9 protein-coding genes are annotated in these 16,902 nt (G+C 63.0%); 2 read left to right on the forward strand and 7 right to left on the reverse strand.

The annotated features are described in order from the left end of the window. The first annotated feature begins 106 nt into the window (after nucleotides 1-106). Nucleotides 107-727 carry an ATP-binding protein gene (locus ACZ434_RS00575; protein WP_468450267.1) on the forward strand — a complete coding sequence of 207 codons (621 nt, stop codon included), beginning with the start codon at nucleotides 107-109 and terminating at the stop codon, nucleotides 725-727. Here the strand turns inward: ACZ434_RS00575 and ACZ434_RS00580 are convergent. Further along, entirely contained in the window at nucleotides 724-1,476 is a 753-nt protein-coding gene (locus ACZ434_RS00580) for an HNH endonuclease (RefSeq protein WP_468450268.1), read from the reverse strand. The genes ACZ434_RS00575 and ACZ434_RS00580 overlap by 4 nt on opposite strands. A gap of 150 nt (nucleotides 1,477-1,626) precedes the next feature. On the opposite strand from ACZ434_RS00580, the gene ACZ434_RS00585 reads away from it, so the two are divergent. Beyond that, on the forward strand, nucleotides 1,627-2,838 hold the full coding sequence (locus ACZ434_RS00585) for a DNA cytosine methyltransferase (RefSeq protein WP_468450269.1): 1,212 nt from the start codon (nucleotides 1,627-1,629) through the stop codon (nucleotides 2,836-2,838). On the opposite strand, the gene ACZ434_RS00590 is transcribed toward ACZ434_RS00585, so the two are convergent. From ACZ434_RS00590 to ACZ434_RS00615, 6 genes are all read right to left on the reverse strand, one after another. Next, a complete protein-coding gene (locus ACZ434_RS00590; RefSeq protein WP_468450270.1) occupies nucleotides 2,839-3,336 on the reverse strand; it encodes a very short patch repair endonuclease in 498 nt (165 codons plus the stop codon). Between the two features lie 140 nt (nucleotides 3,337-3,476). After that, nucleotides 3,477-6,452 carry a Z1 domain-containing protein gene (locus tag ACZ434_RS00595; RefSeq protein ID WP_468450271.1) on the reverse strand — a complete coding sequence of 992 codons (2,976 nt, stop codon included), beginning with the start codon at nucleotides 6,450-6,452 and terminating at the stop codon, nucleotides 3,477-3,479. A gap of 45 nt (nucleotides 6,453-6,497) precedes the next feature. Beyond that, nucleotides 6,498-8,051 carry an ATP-binding protein gene (locus tag ACZ434_RS00600; protein WP_468450272.1) on the reverse strand — a complete coding sequence of 518 codons (1,554 nt, stop codon included), beginning with the start codon at nucleotides 8,049-8,051 and terminating at the stop codon, nucleotides 6,498-6,500. Between the two features lie 249 nt (nucleotides 8,052-8,300). Further along, nucleotides 8,301-13,892: a DEAD/DEAH box helicase gene (locus ACZ434_RS00605; protein WP_468450273.1), complete on the reverse strand. Its 5,592-nt coding sequence runs from the start codon at nucleotides 13,890-13,892 to the stop codon at nucleotides 8,301-8,303. Beyond that, nucleotides 13,885-14,832, reverse strand: a complete 948-nt coding sequence (locus ACZ434_RS00610; protein WP_468450274.1) for a hypothetical protein — start codon at nucleotides 14,830-14,832, stop codon at nucleotides 13,885-13,887. Before ACZ434_RS00610 ends, ACZ434_RS00605 begins: the two co-directional genes overlap by 8 nt. Continuing rightward, nucleotides 14,829-16,616 (reverse strand): hypothetical protein, encoded by a 1,788-nt coding sequence (locus tag ACZ434_RS00615; RefSeq protein ID WP_468450275.1) that lies wholly within the window; start codon nucleotides 16,614-16,616, stop codon nucleotides 14,829-14,831. The genes ACZ434_RS00610 and ACZ434_RS00615 overlap by 4 nt, the downstream gene beginning before the upstream one ends. Between the last annotated feature and the right edge of the window lie 286 nt (nucleotides 16,617-16,902).

The raw sequence follows: 16,902 nt of genomic DNA on the forward strand, positions 1-16,902 counted from the left end.
ACAGAGAGAGTTCTCTGTGTCATTCTCGGTGACGAGTAGCTACGCACCGCAGCCGTTCGGATACGGCAGGCGCATCAGGCGCGTGGCACGGGAGGGAGATCCGCTTATGCCCGGGACTGACATCGACGACCGTCATCGCCGTTTTGTCCTGCCCTTTGAGGCCCTGCCGAAGGAAGTGCGTCTGCTGCGGCACGCCGCTGCCACGCAGCTCGGTCAATGGGGCGTGCCCACTGCCGGCGAGGTGACGCAGCTCGTCGTGACGGAGCTGGCGACGAACGTCATCAAGCACGTGGGTGAGGGATCGCCGGCGACTCTGATCCTGGAGTGGAAGCGCGAGCGGCTGCGCGTCGAGATGCACGACAAGAGCAGTTCGCTGCCCTCACTGCGGACCGCCGACTGCGATGCGGAGTGCGGTCGCGGCCTGCACATGCTCGCCGCCATGGCCGTGGACTGGGGGACCGTTGCCACGGCGCTGGGCAAATCGGTGTGGTGCGAGATCGAGCTGGGCTCGGACGCCGTGTGCCTGCGTATGGAGCGAGCCATCGATGCGCTGGAGAGCTACCGGCAACGCGGCGGGGCCGTGCTGCACGGGCGGTGCGAAGCGGTCCTGGAAGAGTCAGCCGTCGAGCTGATCGCCGACCTGCTGCACTGGACGTCCACACGCGGCCTGGACCCGGACGACGTACTGGACAGGGCACAGATGCACTACGAGGCCGAAGCGGCCTAGTGGGCGGTCATCTTGTCGGCGGACTTCCGTATCAGCTCCCGGAGAGTCTCTGGTGTGCGCCAGGATTCTCCGGGACGGGCTCTGTGACACATGCGGTGGCAGTTGGCACACAGGCATGCGAGGTCGTCCAGTCTGGTCTCCCTTATCCCGGAGACGTAGAGGGGAATGACATGGTGCACTTCGATGTAACCGTCGCCCAGCTCTCCGTACGCGTGAGCGAAGTCGAAGGCGCAGATCTCACACCGCAGTGGCACCCCTTGACGCCGGACATGGTCAATCTTCCGGGCGCGAAGCCTGGGATCCCGCTCGCGGGCAAGGGCTCGGCGGACAAGGAGGCGTCCTTCGATCGCTGTAGCTCCAGTCTCGTCGACCTCGTCGGGCTGCGGCACAAGAAGGTGGAGCTCTCCGGAACTGATGCCCTTGGCTATGGCCTCGGCGGCCTGCAGCATCTCAGCCTCACGCTCAGTGAAAGCCTGGATCATGAGCAGGGTTGGCCTGCCGCATCGCGTGGCCTTGGCGGTGTACAGGCTGTGGTTCGTCATGAAGTCTGTGGTCTTGCGACTCACGCTGTCTGGCGACCTGAAGCCCGGCAGGGCGCGCGCCTCGGGCGTGTGGATCGGCAGCGAGCGGAGCAGCTCCGAGAGCTCCTGGACTTCCGGGTTCCTTGTGCGCAGCTCGCGCCAGCGGTTCTTCACGACCAGAGCGCCGGCCAGTACAAGCTCATCCTCGGTCCAGGCAGGGCTCCGCATAGGCAAGATCGTATTCATGTTCGGTGTGCGTTCGGTAGAGGTCCGCACGTTGAGGCACACTTGATCAGTCTGTGCCAGTGGGGTACGTCACCCTCGGTAGCAGTCCGTCACACTTTGTGTCGACTGCAGCACAAGCGTAAGGAGGGGGGCATGGCCCACGTGGATGATGCTCTGGTAACCGCAGAGGGGACTCGGGAGCCTGAGTTCACCTCGATTGAGATCTGCGCCGGAGCCGGAGGCCAGGCGATTGGCTTGCACGAGGCGGGTTTTGGCCACCTGGCGCTAGTGGAGTTTGATCCCTATGCGGTGGCGACGCTCAGGAAGAATCTCGCCGAACGGAAGTCGTGGGCGTGGGAGAGGCGCAATTGTGATCTGCTACCGCCGACAGACGTACGTAATTTTGCTCCCGAAAGGCATTTGGTCAAAAGCGGGGAGTTGCTCAGGCAGCGCGGCCTCGATCTCCTGGCTGGAGGTGTCCCCTGCCCCCCGTTCTCGCGAGCTGGAAAGCAACTTGGCAGGGATGATGAACGGGACCTTTTCCCTCGTATGCTGCAGCTCGTGGGGGAGCTGAACCCGCGCGCTGTGATGATCGAGAATGTGCGCGGGATTATGGATCGGAAGTTTGCGGACTACCGGTCTTGGATCGTTTCTGAGTTGAAGCGGCGTAGGTACGCGGGAGAGGCGAGGCCTGGGTACACCGTTTGCAAGTGGGACCTTCTAGAGGCCAGTGATTTCGGCGTTCCCCAGCTGCGCCCCCGCGCTGTCCTAGTGGCGATTCGCAACGATGTCCTCGACGGCCTTGAATACCGGTGGCCGGAAGCAAACCATGAGAATCGGATAAGCGTTGCTGATCGTCTGGGACCGTCCATGTTCCAACGCTTTCAGCCTTATTTTGAGGGTGAATACGCTGTTCAAGCGAAGGAGAGCTATTCCCGATGGCTCGACGAGGACGGGACGCGAGTCCAGCAGATCAAGGAACTCGGGATCCAGGTCAGTGGTATCGCGCCGACCCTCGTAGGCGGATCCAAGAAGCACGGTGGCGCTGATCTGGGGCCGACTCGCGCCAAAGCGGCCTGGAGATGGCTGGGTATTTCTGCGATGGGTGTTGCCAACGACATTGAGACCTGCCGGGAGAAGCGAACCGAATTCCGGGACTTGTTCGGGCCAGACGGCCCCATGCTCACAGTGCGGCAGGCCGCCCTCATTCAAGGGTTTCCGCCGGAGTGGGATTTTGCGGGGGGGAAGACGGCCCAGTACCGCCAGGTTGGCAATGCCTTCCCGCCGCCTGTCGCCAAAGCTGTCGGCGAGTCCATCATCAAGGTGCTGCGGGCAGCCCGTGAACGTGACGCAGAAAAGAAGTAGTCAGTCACTTGCGTCTATTGTGTAAGAATTTCCTCTTCGACGCTGCACCTCAGTCGCAATACGCGCCGCGCAGTCGGCCGAGGGTTCATGCTCCCAAAATCTGAGCACGGTCCAGCCGGCCTCTGCCAGCCGCTGATCAGTATCTCGGTCACGGGCCATGTTCCGAGCGACCTTGTCCGACCAGTAGCCGGGGTTGGTCTTTGGCGGGACGTAGTGTTCGGGACAGCCATGCCAGTAACAGCCGTCGACGAAGACGGCGACCTTCGCCGGGCGGAAGACCAAGTCAGCCGTCCGGCGAAGGCCAGGCAGAGGCTTGGCCCCGACCCGGTACCGCAGTCCTCGCGCGTGAACCAGCCGCCGGATCAGCCACTCAGGCTTCGTATCCCGGCTGCGGATTGCCTGCATGTTCCTGCGGCGGGCCGCTGAGGATGCCCAAGAGCCAGCAGGCGGAGACCAGCCCTCTCGGGAACTGGATGGCTGCTCTGGGGATGCGCTCATCGTCATGGGGGTACCAGGTTTCCATGGGTAGGACGACCACGCCAGGTGGTGAGCGCGTCGGCCGATGCCATTGTCCGCAGGCCGTACTGCCTCTTGCTGCATGCGGTTGTCTCAAGGGTAGAGATGCTGGGGGGCGTGTCTCATGACGGATCAACGGGGATCGTAGCGTCGTTGATGTAGCGCGAGTCCTTGGCCCGGAAGCGCACCAAGCGGCGGTCGCCACTGGTAGCCGACCTTGGCGGAATGAGGGTGAAGGCCATGACAATCTTCGACGGGTCGGCGGCGCCGTTACGGACAGCCGCCCGCACATTGTCTAGGCTTCCTCCCTCCACTACCGGATAGACGAGTGCGACTCCTGTCTTTGGCCCGATCATCACGTCTGCTCCAGCTGCGGCTTCGTCAATGAGCCGCTGCGCCGCAGTGCGGTGCTCAACGCCGGCGATACGCCCGAAGGAACTCTTGCCGGCCTGGATGCTCCGTCGAACCAGGGAAAGCGGGGCAGAGCCCACGACACTGGCGTCGACACGGTTATCCGAAGCGAGCCGGGGCGAGATGAGCAGCCAGTTATCGACCTGGGCAAGGGTTCCGTCAAGCTGACGGAGATAGGTCAGATGGGGGTCGAAGTACCGCGGCCGCTCCCATTCGAGATGTGACAGCACACTGACAAGCTCGCGGTGTGTGACGGTTCCGGTGAGTGCTGTAAAGGTGCGCGTGAGCGTACTGGAGTTGTCAGGGGGATTGCTGAACGATGTCGGGGTGGTGTGCAGCATGCGCAGCAGCGGCCGCCAACGCTCGGTGTTGCGCTTGGTGATAGTGCTGTTCAAAGGGTAGGAGGCAGGCTCGATTGGTCGGCCCGGGGACCGGATCTCCACGAGCTCTGCGTTGAACATCTTGTTCCTGGAGGAGGGCTTAAGCCACGGCAGGTGCTGAGCCACCAAGGGTGGGATCTGCACTGGTGTGACCTGGGGTTCTCCGTCCACCATGACGGAGTACTGTGCCAACTGCTCGCGGAAGGTCTCCTCATCGCGGCAGACGGCCTCATATGCCTCGTAAAGATCGACGAACTTGTCGCGGCCGAACGGCTCTTCACGCCCGATGTATAGCCGGACCAGGTCCTGGTACCCGGGCCGGAATCCGAACCAGCGCCCCATCTGCATCAGTGTGTCGGCCTGCTGGGTGGTGCGGCGGTAGTAGGTGACGGTGAGCCCTTCGACAGTGAAACCACGCGAGAGCTTCGTGCCGCCCACGAGAATCTTCCAGACGTTCGGTGTCCGGTCGAAATCCAGGTCTAGCTGAGCAAAGTAGCGGTCGGTGTCGCCGTTCACCACGATCACCGGCTGGCCCCTGCTGCCGATGCGCTGCTTTGCGGCATGAACGTACGGGCGCAGTTCGTCGTAGGAGGACGGCGCGGGGAGGCTGGTGGCGCGGCCTATGCTTACCGGACGGAAATCCGCCTCCCACAGCGCGGCGAGACGCGTATGTCCTGCTGCGGAGCTGTAGCCGGCCTGATGCCAGATAGAGTTGATGCGAAGTGCCAGATCGGCATGGTCATCCTGACGTACCGATTCATGGGCAAGCATCGTGTGATGCCGGAAAGCAGCGTCAGACACGCCGTGGTCAGCCCGGTAGAGCTTGAGTGCCCCGGACAGGACAAAGGCGTCGATGGCTTCCTGGAGTCTGTCGCCGGTGGAGTCGTAGATTCCCCGGACGTGGGCCTTCTCCCGGGAATTGGCGTACGTACGTTCCTCCACAGGAACAGGTGAGTTCAAGTCGTGGAAGTCCTGGACGCCCATGTAGTCGGCAGGCCGGGGCAGGGAGATGAGGAAGTCGCTGGGAAAAATGTCCATGTCGTCACCGGGATCGATGAAGACGTTGGCGAAGGGAGTTGCGGTGTAACCCACGTACTGGGCTCGCGGCAGCAGTCCCAGGAGTTTTGATATCAAGCCATTGATAGCAGTTCGTTCGGTGCTTCCCCGTTCCCACTTTTTCGGGTCCGAGGTGTTTACGGAAGCTTGATCGGACTCGTCGTCGATAATGAGAGTCGGCAGCTCTCCCAGAATTCCGTGGATCTGCTTGAGGTCCTTGACAAGTTTCGTGAGAACGGATTTGTTCTTCTTCACCACGAGGACCCGCGCCGCAGCGTGGTGGATGTTTACTGGATCGTGCAATGGGCGGCTAGGGGAGCGCTTCTCGAACTCCAGCGCCCGAATTCCCTGGGCCAGGCTCTTGTAGTCATTGTCGCGTGTTGTCAGGCGCTCGACATCGAAGGCGCCAAGCGTGGACGGGCGGCCACCATGCCGCACGAACTGGGGCCAGCCCTCGTCGTCACCTACGTAGTCCACACCCACCAGAGAGTCCAGGTCTGTGACATCTGCACCGCGCAGGATGTTCTCCTGTCCGATCAACTCCATGTCCAGACGTCGCTGGGTCTGGGCGCGCAGCAGGTTAAGGGTGCCTCCCAGAACGATGACGAGGCGGTAGCCGGCGTCAATGGCTTTGGCGGCCACGCCGGTGAAGTTCGCCGTCTTTCCGGACTGAACGTAACCGACGACCAGACCCTTCGCCTGGCGGGTCGTGGGCTGTTCGGGGTCGGTGAGACGTTCTATGACGGACCGGCTCGCCTGGTCCAGGCTGGCGATGGCGGCCTCAGACCATCCCTTGTCACGGAGCTTCTGCTCGTACGCCGTCCAGTAGAAGGACCTGGCCGCCGCGCGCTCAGCGGTGTACCACGGAGTGAATTCCCGGGTGATGACGGTCGCGCCTGGCACTTTGGCAACGGGAACAGCCTCGTCGAGGGCCTTGCGCAGTTCAGTTCCGAACTGGAGTCGCTCGTATACCACCGTGCGCCGCTCCTCGGTTCGGGCTGAGGTGTCGGCTCCCCACGGGGGGCCCTCCGCGAAGTCCCAGGCAGTGAGGTGGCGGTTCCAGAGCGCGGTCAACGCATCATCGCCGCTGATGAGCAGCGATCGGAACGTCTCCTCGCTCAGGTTCGCCTCTGGATAGCACTCATCAGCGGCAAGTGCCGCCCAGCGTCCGAAGTGGCGCGGCATGCTGCCCATGCCCGCCAATGCGGAGGTGTGGATGTCGAGGAGCACGGCAGAGGGAGTGTTGGTCATCACTTGTCCTCAGTCAGAGGCCGCAGCGGGCCTGGGCTCAAGCGGTCAGTCAGCGGCCTGCGTGCGGCGGTCGTGCTGCACTCCCGCCGACGCGAGCAGAATGGTGTTCCAGTAATCCACTCGATCCTGGCGGCCACGCTCCCAGCGCCCTAGCCCGAAGCAGTCCTCAAGCAGCAGGTAGAGCAGGGTCTTTGTGACCGGTGCATCGTTGCTTCCGCCGCGCCTTCCGTCATTGAAGTCGTTGCGGAAAGCCTTGTTGATGAGAACCGTGTTGTTCTCGCGGTCCAGGTCGAAGAACCTGTCACTGGGCAGTGAGACCCAGATGAAGCTGATCGGTTCCTCACCCGGCTTCTCGGGGAGCTCCTCTTTGATGATCCGCTTGATCTTCGGGTCCATCCCCTTCCCCGGAGGTGTCACGGACTTGCGGACGATCTCCGTACGCTTCGACCCCTCCCGGTAGGTGGCCTCGGCGTCGTTGAGGTACGCGTGGAAGGTGGTTCCGGACGCGTCCAGAGCGCTTTCAACGCCGAGTGTGAAGGCAGGTGTGACCGTAACGCTCTCCTTCTTGACGTCAAGGCTCAGGACGTTGGTCTCGGGGGCCGGAAGGTCAACGGCCACACGAGCCAGTGCCAAGTGGCCCTCGGGGTTACGAAGACCGTTCCAGCCGCCTGCCTGGACAAGACGGTCGTTCCGGTAGAAGTAAAAGCCCTGCCGGTCAGCGAGCGATCCGATCTGACGAAACCCGGCCTGTTTCGACTTGGCGGGCCAGATATGGGCTGTCAGGTGTATGTCTCCCAGACCCTTCACGGGGGCGGTAAATGTACGCGGGTACTGGGCCTTGCCGGGCACCTTGTAGCCGAAGGGGTCCAGTGGCTCGACCGCGATATGGTCCACTTCCTCGCCGAGCCGTCCCTCGCCGCTACTGACGTCCCACACAGCGATATCGAGCTTGAGGCCACTCTGGAGAAACCGGTGCAGATAGAGGCCGAGATGCGTTTCCAGGCGGGCGATCGCCTTTGACAGATAGTGGTCACTCTGGCCAGTCGTTACGGTCTCAAAGACCCGCACCTGGTCCCACCGCACGATTGTTCCGTGCCACTCGATGACGCCGTCGTACCGGTCAACGAGTTCCTGCGCGTAGCGAGGGTCGACGGTGTCACAGCGGAAACTGTCTTCGATTCCTTCCGCGGTGAGTCGGCGCCCTGCAGCGCGGCTGCGCTTGGTGCGGCTGACCACGGTCAGTGATGAAGCGTGGGAGAGAGAAGCGGCCTTGAGGCCAGTGCCGTACATGCCAAGGGCGTTATCAGCGTATTCGCGACGTCGCCCCACTGTCATGGCAGCATCCAGGCCGACGTCGTCCATCCCACTGCCGTTGTCAATGACCAGGAGAGTGAGGATCCGCTTCGCATCACGCAGGAAGTGCACGACGATTTTGTCGGCGCCGGCATCGATGGAGTTGTCGATCAGGTCGGCTACGGCGACTTCGAAGCCGTAGCCCTGGTTGGTCAGAGCCTTGCCGTAGCCAGCATCTGGCGGCAGATGAGTGCTGCCGGTCGTAGGAACCTCGTACTGCCAGACGGTGCCGGGCTCGTAGGGCATCGCGCTTCCTCTAACACGGGTTCGGGCCGGGAACATGACTGACGGCCCCTGTGGATCGATTGGTGGGTGTGACGGTACTGCAAAGGTCGGACATGGAGGTGGTTGACTTATGATCTAGGGTGATTCGCCCGAAAGCTCCTATGGTCAATCTGGCTGATATGAGACAAGTCCCATGTCCATGCGCAACGCAGAGGGGGAGGCGAGGTATGCCCTGTATCACCAGGCTCGCTGGACTTTATCTGCACGTGATTATTGCTCCCCTGCATCGAAATCGAAGAGCAGGGCTGTAACCCTCGTTGGGGCCTTGTCGAGTAGGAAGTCATCAACGAACACCACGTCTGTGATGTTGGGGCTGTGTTCTGCGACTGCGGCGCGGACTCGGGTGAGACGCTGGGCTTCCATGCCAGTGTCCGCGGCCTCGAACGGGCTCTTGGCCGCTACCCACACCCGGTCTTCAAAGAGAACCACTGGTCCCGAGCCCCCGAGGTCGTCGATGAACTCGGTTTCTTCAGCGTCATGGGCCCAGTTCTCCAGCAGTCTGGCGGCTGAGCGGGGTCTGTGGCTGAGCCGTGGTTCCTCAGGTCGGAGAATCGACAGCAGGTCGCCGGCGAGACGCCAGTCGAGCAGACTGTGGTATGCCATGTTCGTGTAGTCGCGGAGGCATTCGTAGCAAGAGCCGCGGCATTCGTTGCTGTGCGTGCCCGATCCGTAACCATCGAGCAGGCCCCGGGCGGTGCGCATGAGTGCGGCGAAGACATCCGGCTCGGCGAGGTGGGTGCAGTATCCGGCACCGTTATCGAGGGTGTCAGAGAGGAATGCGAAAGTGCGGGCTTCCCTGTGCGCTGACCCCGCTCCGTGGATACCGGATGCGATTTCGTTGGGCTGGACTTGAAGAATTGAACCCGCAGCTGTCCGGAGGAGAGCGGCGAGCGAGTACCAGGCGGCTCGCCGGCCTGATCGGTCGTCGGGGAACCCAGTTCTCTGTGGCACTGACGCGAGATTCAGGCGCAGCCCGGCCTTGGGAAGTTCGCCGGCCCGGGGACCAAGGAGGAACAAGTCCGTGTGTTGCGAAGCACCGATGGCGGTCGTGAGAGTCTCAGACTCAGAGGAGATGTCCTTGCCGAGCCATGGAAACTGTTCTATGGCCCCTGCTTCCAGATACGCACCCGACCAATGCGCTGTCGGGCGCACCTTTGAGAAGGTGAAAAGCCGACCGCCGTTGTCATTGACGGCGTAGCGCCGACCCTTTCCTGAGTGGACAACTAGACCCTGCTCCGCGAGTCGCTCCGGCGCCCCGCGTTCGAGGTCAGCCGCCGTTCTCGGGGCGATTGACCTGGCACGCCAGGCGAAGTTGCCGTCGAAGTCCCTTGCCTTGCCTGAGCAGAAGAAGCCCGCCGGCTCCCGCAGTTCGATCTCGCGGTATGAACCGTCAATAGCCCCGCAAGCCGGACATGGCTCGGACGGGCTGCTCTCTTCCTGCTGCGGTTGCGGCTGAATGCTCTCTGCCAAGTGGCCACAGGCGCGGCAGAGGCCGATGTGGGAGCCTTGCCCGAGCGGATCGCCCACTGTCCGGGGTTGGTGGCCTGTTGGTTCGAAGGCCACGACTCCGGTCGCGGTATGGACCTGCCCGTCTTTCACCGTCTCGGCACCGGGAGCGAACTGTGAGATCGCGATGTCCAGGGATCGGTCGACCACTCCCTTCGGGGGCCACGGGTACGAGTCGAAGGGGCGCTTGGTGTATAGGTACCGGGCCGATGTGGGGAATCCGAACATGGGAAGCAGGCCTGCTTCGGCCAGCCGCTGGCTGAGTTCATGGTGCCCGTGCGACGCTTCGGCGATCTCCGTTACAAGCGGGAGGAGGTCGCCCGTCACCCATGCCGTCATTTCGTCTGGAGACCAGGCACCGCGAGTCCGCTGAGCAAGGGCTTCGGCGAGTGCCCTGACTTCTGCGTGGTGCGATGCGATCCATGTGTTCACCGCCCCACTGACAGCAGACCAGTCTGTGCAGCGTCCGAACTGACCATGGACGTTGCGGGTCGGGTCGAGCTCTCCGCCGCCGCTCTCTTCCGGACGTACGGCGTCAAACGCTCGCCGGAGTACCTCAGCAGCGAGGACTCGTTGGTAGATGTCCCGCATTTCTGTGGACAGGTAGGGCGGCGGTGTCGCGTCATTGGTGATGCGCTGGGGGTCCTGGAAGTAGTGCTCGTCGTGGCTGCGGCCCCGGCATACGGTCAGTGCGAGCGCGACTGGTGAGGTACGTCGGCCAGCCCGTCCGACACGCTGCTGATAGTTGAACCGGGTCGGCGGCATATTAGCCATCAGGACCGCGGAGAGCGGGCCAATGTCGACGCCGGCTTCCATCGTCGTAGTGACGGAGAGAACGTCGAGCGTATCTGGCTTCTTGTGTTCTTTGCCGTCAAGGAAAATTCCCTGGAAGCGGGCTTGGCGGTTCTGCGCGTCAATCCGGTCAGTTTGGCCGGTCAGCTCGGCGGTGTTCAGCCGGAAGGCACCCAGCTGCTTGCGTGCCATCCATGCATAGTAGTCACTGTCGGTGTTGTCGAATGGGGAGCGCTCGGCAGGGAGGGGGTTTCCGCATTTTGTGCAGAGGCCAATGCCCGGATGGAGGTGGCGTCGACGGCATTTGGGGCACGTCCATGAGGCGGCACGACCGTGCCGCAGAGCGACGTGCTCGGGCTGTATGAGGTACTTGATGACCGCGTTTCCCCAGGCGCGTTCCACCGACGCCTGGATGTCTTCCACTTCTTGCCCTAGATGCTGTGCGGCCATCTCCCAGAACGCCCGGAGCTTGCGCGGGGGTTCATCGGCAGGGCTGCGGAGGCCAGCGAAGCGGCGCATGTGGCCCAGAACGCGAAGACTGGCACGGACAAGAGCTGTGGAGGATGCGCGGTCTGCTTCCAGCGGAGCCTGGTCTGAGGCTTGCGTGAGCCAACCCAGCCCGAGCGACTCGAAGTCTCGCCCGGCACTTCCGAAAAGCCCGCCGAGAAGCTCGACGCGAAGGGTTTCCCGGATGTCCTGGCGCAGATGTTCCTGGCGTTCGCTTAGTTGCAGTCCCGATGTGTCCCGGACCGGGCCGTTGCCATCAGGCCACTGATACAGCGTGGTCCAGGGCTCGGGTTCTGTCCCCTTGGGACGATTGGCTGTCTCCTGAAGCGATGCCTTGGGACCGCCGGGATTGACACCCTCCTGGACGAGGCGTTCGGCGACGGTGGACGTGTGGCTATCGAGGCTGGGCACGCGGCTGAGAACGGTGTGCAGCTCAGCCTCTTCCGTTGGATCGGGCTCGGCCGCGCCCAAGTCGGAGAGACTGGTTCCCGCAGCAGGCTTGTGGTGCTTCTCCCATCGGTCGTACGTCTCGGGATCCCGCGCGCGCAGTCGTTTGTGTGCGGTCATGGCTGCAGTGGGGTCGACGTGTTCGCCCGCCGCCGTGCGGGCGTAGTAGTGGGATACGGCCTTGAGATCCTCGACCGGGTCGCCCTGGTTCGTGACCTCGTCAGCAAGCAGCAGGCGGAGCAGGTCTTGGTAGTGGCGCAGGCCCAGACCCGCGGAGAGCTTTGCCGCGTCCTGTCGACTGTCTGAGAAAACCACGGCCTGACGGTGTGGAAGCAGGGAGAGCAGACCCGTGGTGAGCACCTGATTGATCTTCTCAAAACCCGTTCGCATACTGCGGACGGGCGTACGCATCCGGCGTGGGTCGCTCAGACTGAGAGGTTCACTTCCGAGCCGTCGTACTTCCCAGTCGTCGCCGCATGAGGGGCACTGCGTCGGAGCCGCGGGGAGGTTCTCGAGTTTGAGTCGGTTGTGGCCCCGCTTGGACTGCGGAACGGTGACATGGAAGGACCAGCCGGTGTAGTCGCGGTGATTTCGGAGTGTTCCGGTGCGCGGATCATACTTGCTTCGCTTGAACTCGAAAACTGCGCTAATGGATCCCTTGTCTGAGGTCGGGGACCAGGAGAGCTGGTTTATGGCTGGCTTCTCACGCCTCGGCCAGTAGACGATGTAGTTGGCCGCACTGGGACCTAGAGCGGCGGTGTCCGGGAGCGCGTCGAGATCCGGCAAGTCTGCCAGCAGACCGGCTTCAAATGCCCCTTTGGAATCTGTGAAGGCTGACTCGGGCGCGTATCCGCCGAGGTATACATCACCGCAGCTTTGGCAGTAGAGCAGTTCGAGTACTCGCGCCCCACAGCCACAACGTGGAGTAGGCCGGGAGTAGAGCTTGCCGACGGTCCGGTCGTATCCTTCTGGGCGTTCCACCTCCGGGCATTCAGGGTCTGAACAGGCCCATACACCGGGAATGTTTCGGAAGAATAGGTGTCCGCGAAGCTTAGGGGTAGCCGGGTCCTGTGACGTGCGCAGAGCGGCTAGAACGCCTCGCAGCGCTTTCATCTGAGTGGGTGGCTGGGCTGTGGGGAAGAGCCGGGCAGCCACGTTCTTGTCGAAATCCGCGATCAGCCGGTCGTCCTCACGCAGAGCGTTGACGAAAGCCTCGCGTGCCCCGCTTTCTGTCAGGATCTTGTCAGCCATGGCGGAGTCGGGAGCCGCTTCGCCAAGATCTGCGTAGTCGCCGGCGAAAGGAGAGATGTCAGTGTGCGTGTGCTGCGGCAGGAGAAGCTGCCCGCCGAGCACGTGAAAACGCTCACGATCTGCACCAAAGAACTCCTGGAGAAAATTTAGATCGCGCGGCGCTTCGAGGGAGGCGGAAGCGGCCAGGATGCGGAACTTCTCCGGCTTACCGTCCAGGCCCAGGCGGTGGCGGAGATTACGCAGAAGGTAAGCGATCTCGGTGCCGGCGGTACCGCGGTACATATGTAGCTCGTCGACAACCAGTGTGAATCGGGCTTCGGGTACCTCCTCCAACCAGCGGCGCGTCCTTTCGAAAATACTCGCCTCGCGCGACCGCATCAGCATCACGTTGAGCATGCTGTAATTAGTGATCATGATGTCTGGCGGTGCCTGGATCATGTCCCAGCGACAGCGCATCTCCGCGCCATCAAGCCTGGGAATGAAGAACTGGCCGTCTCCGCCGGCCTTGTGCGCCTGCCGTGAGCGTTCTTCGGTCGAAGCAAACTCCTCGCGCAGCGTCTTCACCCCAGATCGAGAACCGATATCCCCAGGAACTGGTGTCGCTCCTGTGTAACGCCCGAAATAGAAGCGGTGGCCAGGCCGCTTCCGGGCGAACCAGTCCCGTACCTCGTCACTGTCTAGCGCCTTGCGTAGACGCATCATCTGGTCGTCAACCAGAGCGTTCATGGGATAGAGGATGAGAGCCCGGACTGCTGCATGCCGTGCGCGCTCTCCAGCCCGCTGCGGCTGGTATTCGCCGTCGGGTGAACCCCACCAGCGGTTCACTGGGAGAGCCGTAGTCGGCCATGACGCTGACTCCTGGACCAGGCCAGCCAGGATCGGAAGCATGAAGGACTCCGTCTTGCCGGAGCCCGTTCCCGCGGTGACGACGACGTCTCGGCCCTCGCGCATGGCTGAGACGAGGGTCTGGTGCTGGTGCTGGTACAGCGACGGAACACCGCGGAGCAGACCGAGCTGAGCCAGTTCCGAGAGGTCCGGATGAGCGCCCGCCTCGCGGACAGAACCAGCGAGGTCGGTGCCCACCGATGCGTATCGTGGGCGGACCTCAAGGAGCGGATCCCGCCATGCTCCTCTGTCCATGTCGAAGAGCTGCTGCCGCTCCCTCTCAAGGAGTTCGTCAGCAAGACCGAACGGGGTGTTGTAGTAGCGGAACAGCGCGTCCTTGAGGTGGTCGAAAGTCCCCAGGACGTCAAGTTCCTGTCCGATGGCTTGGGGGCGGTCCGCGGTCGTGTCAGTCATCGTTCTCCCCGAGGCTCTGGCTCAGCGACTCAGCGATCTTCATGGCTACGGTTTTGGGGACGTTGTCGTATGCCAGGTTCCTGGCCTGCTCGTTGATGCGCGGGGCGAGGCCGGAGCACATGACAGCTACCCGTCGGTGGAGGTCTGGCAGCGGGTAACCCCAGTCGACGAAGAGGGTGCCGAATCGCTCCCGTCCGCTCTCCTTCTCAGGTAGCCAGCGGAGAACGTCCGCGGCTGTGCTCTGAACCGCAAGCGTGGAATAGACCCCCGCCTCATGACCTGTCTCGTACCAGTTTCCGTCGCGCAGGATCTGGCATACCCGCTTACCCTCCCGTTGCCTGAACCGGTACAGGCCATCAGCTTGCGGCCGGACCACAGGCTGGTAATCGCCTTTCTCCAGGTCGTACTGTTCCAGCGGTTTGCCGTACTCCGGAGTGGAACCCCGTGTTCCGAACTCAAGAGGCGGCAGCAGGGCGGCGGCCTGGAGAGCGAAGCACGGTGTATAGGAGACGCCGAGGTCCGCCGCCCAGCCCTTGAGCTCATCCTCGTCGTTGAACTGCACGATCAAGGAGAGCGGCAGAGGAATGTCCCGGGACGGACGCGCACTGGGCACCCGGAACAGTTCAACCGGGCTGTCTTCCATGATCTGCTCAAGGCGTTGCTCAAACGCTGCCGTCCTGCTGCCAGTCAGTACGGCCAGTCCTCGAGCCTGGGGAAGTTGGGTCAGCACGGGAGGTGCGGCACACCAGCGTCTGTTGCGCCAGTCGATGTCCAGGATCGCGAGAGATATGGCGTCGCGCAGCCACCGGCCCGGAGCGCCTGGTTCTACTTCCGGGCAGCGGGAGCCGGCGAGCCACCATGCTCCCTGCTTGACGTCAGACAGCGTGCCCGCGCCCTGCTCGCTGACCCAGCGCAAGAGCAGGTCCCCTGGCTCGATCATTGGGTTCTCCTCTTCCCGGTAATGGCCTCAGCCGCCGCTACGTAGTCCTGCCAGACAGACAGAGGAGACCGTTGGGCCGCACTGATTACGGCGTATGCCCAGGCGAAGTCGCTACTGGAAGGGCGGGGGGCGGGGATGTCCACCATTTCCAGCAAGGGGCGGACTGACCATCGGGAGGGAGTTCTGTAGATCAGCCAGACGTACCCGGTGGGTACCTGGACCTCAAGACAAGGGCCGAGCGCTCCCTCCGGTAGGCGCGATGTCATCCATGCAGGCGGCGGGCTTTGCCTGACCTTCTGCACGCGCCCGTCCGGAGTGATCAGCATGGCCTCCAGGACGGTGCACCGTACGAGTGCCGTCCGTGGAAGCCGGATACTCTCGGGGGCATGCGCGCCACGGATGGCTGTCTGGCGCTCTTCGATCTCCAGAGGTTCACTTCGTGCGGTTTCGCTACAGGGGTACCCGAGCGTCCCAGTCTGAGGCGGCAGCCCTTCATGCAAGCCGTCGTGCAGGGTGAAGGTCTGGCTGCTGTGCGTGGTCCCGACGGTGTGTTTGCCCTCCTCGAGAGGAACGACCGAGAGAGGAAAGGGGATCCGGGGATCTGCCCGCAGGGACTGGGCGTAACCGTCGAGAACAACTTCGACCCTTTGGTCAGGGCTCTCACCGGGAGGTAGAAGCAGGTCCGGTGCTCCGTGGCGCAGGTAGTGTCCGGCAACGCCGGCACCCGCCCGGTACTCGGGAGCGATCCGGAGGCCTCCAGAGAGTTTCGTCTGCTGCCTGATCTGGGGTTCCAGCACATGCGTGTGCTTTCCGCCCTGGTCCAAGGTACGGGCGAACGCCGCTCCGTTGACCGCGCGCACCCCCTTGAAGAGTTTCCAGCCCGGCACGGGAGAGGGGGTTTCGCGGATGGTGCGGCCTCCCAGCGTCCCGACCATGGCACGTACTTCACTCACGGCGGAGTCCGCTGCGAGCAGCCAGTGCTGATCACCAGGTTCGAAGTACTCGGTGCTTACCCAGTCACCCAGGTGCGGATGCTTACGAAGCAGCACGACTTCCTGCGGCGCCCATTCGATGACGAGATCCTTCCCCCCGAGGCGCACGCCGTTGGAAAGCTGTGGGGGCGAGGGATGCAGCGACTCCAGCCCGCTGTACGTGTTGCCGTAGTCCTGGCGCAGTCTGAACGTCCGGCCGTCAGGCAGCAGGCTGACTTCCGTCTCTTGGAGTTCGTCGACGGATTCGGCCAGCCACTCCAGCCGTTTGCCGCGGTCGGCGACTACAAGCCGGAGGCCGAGAGCTCGGCGCTTGTGCTCGCGCTCGGGCTCGTGGAGCCTGCCGTCCCAGTCGTCAGCGAGTCGTTTCAAGAGACTGACGATGAGAACGTCACTGCTGTCACCCGCGGTCACCAGTTCGTCCATGAGACGCGGCGACAGTCGCCGGTCCCTGCCGGCTGTCCAGACCCGGAGCCGTCGAAGCAGCTCCCGGCCGGAAACCTGAGCAGGATTGTTCGGTCGCAGGCGGGTAGCCGCGAAGAACCTGGTGAGAATCTGCCGGTCTGAACCGCGAACCAATGCCTGGGAGATGGGATAGCCGATCTTCCAGTAGTGCTCGTCAGTGCTCACTGTGCTGTTTCCGCAGAGGCCACCTGTGCCGTCCAGCCAGTGGTCAAGCTGTTCCCACATGGCGGCAACGTCCTCGAACCCACTCCTGAGCCTGTTGGCGCGGTAGGTGCCTGACTCTTCGCCGAACAGCTGAACCCAGCGGCCGTAGAAGTTGGACTTCAGCATGCCGTCAGAGGAGGTCATGCGGGTCGCAGCGAGTACCGACAACGCTAGGAGAGGCAAGCTGGGAGGGGGCCCTGAACTTCCGCTACTTGCCCAGGCAAAGCAGGCACTCTTGATCCGATGGAGTAGCGGCCTGTCTGGGTTATCCCAGTTCAGCTCTCCGGCGACGGCCTGGGGTAGCGTCGTGTCGAGGTCATTACCCTCCGCCAGATCCCGCGCTACTTCGTCATCGACGTACAGGACTGCACTGCGAAAAGCTTGGCCTTCTCCGAAGAACTCCCCACCGAGA

It is taken from the genome of Streptomyces sp. NPDC030893, assembly GCF_055571535.1.

Bases quoted from the DNA above. Each gene is read 5' to 3' on its own strand.
- ACZ434_RS00615 (WP_468450275.1), bottom strand. From the start codon at position 16,616: ATGCTGAAGTCCAACTTCTACGGCCGCTGGGTTCAGCTGTTCGGCGAA.
- ACZ434_RS00600 (WP_468450272.1), bottom strand. From the start codon at position 8,051: ATGCCCTACGAGCCCGGCACCGTCTGGCAGTACGAGGTTCCTACGACC.
- ACZ434_RS00590 (WP_468450270.1), bottom strand. From the start codon at position 3,336: ATGAGCGCATCCCCAGAGCAGCCATCCAGTTCCCGAGAGGGCTGGTCT.
- ACZ434_RS00595 (WP_468450271.1), bottom strand. From the start codon at position 6,452: ATGACCAACACTCCCTCTGCCGTGCTCCTCGACATCCACACCTCCGCA.
- ACZ434_RS00585 (WP_468450269.1), top strand. From the start codon at position 1,627: ATGGCCCACGTGGATGATGCTCTGGTAACCGCAGAGGGGACTCGGGAG.
- ACZ434_RS00580 (WP_468450268.1), bottom strand. From the start codon at position 1,476: ATGCGGAGCCCTGCCTGGACCGAGGATGAGCTTGTACTGGCCGGCGCT.
- ACZ434_RS00605 (WP_468450273.1), bottom strand. From the start codon at position 13,892: ATGACTGACACGACCGCGGACCGCCCCCAAGCCATCGGACAGGAACTT.
- ACZ434_RS00575 (WP_468450267.1), top strand. From the start codon at position 107: ATGCCCGGGACTGACATCGACGACCGTCATCGCCGTTTTGTCCTGCCC.
- ACZ434_RS00610 (WP_468450274.1), bottom strand. From the start codon at position 14,832: ATGATCGAGCCAGGGGACCTGCTCTTGCGCTGGGTCAGCGAGCAGGGC.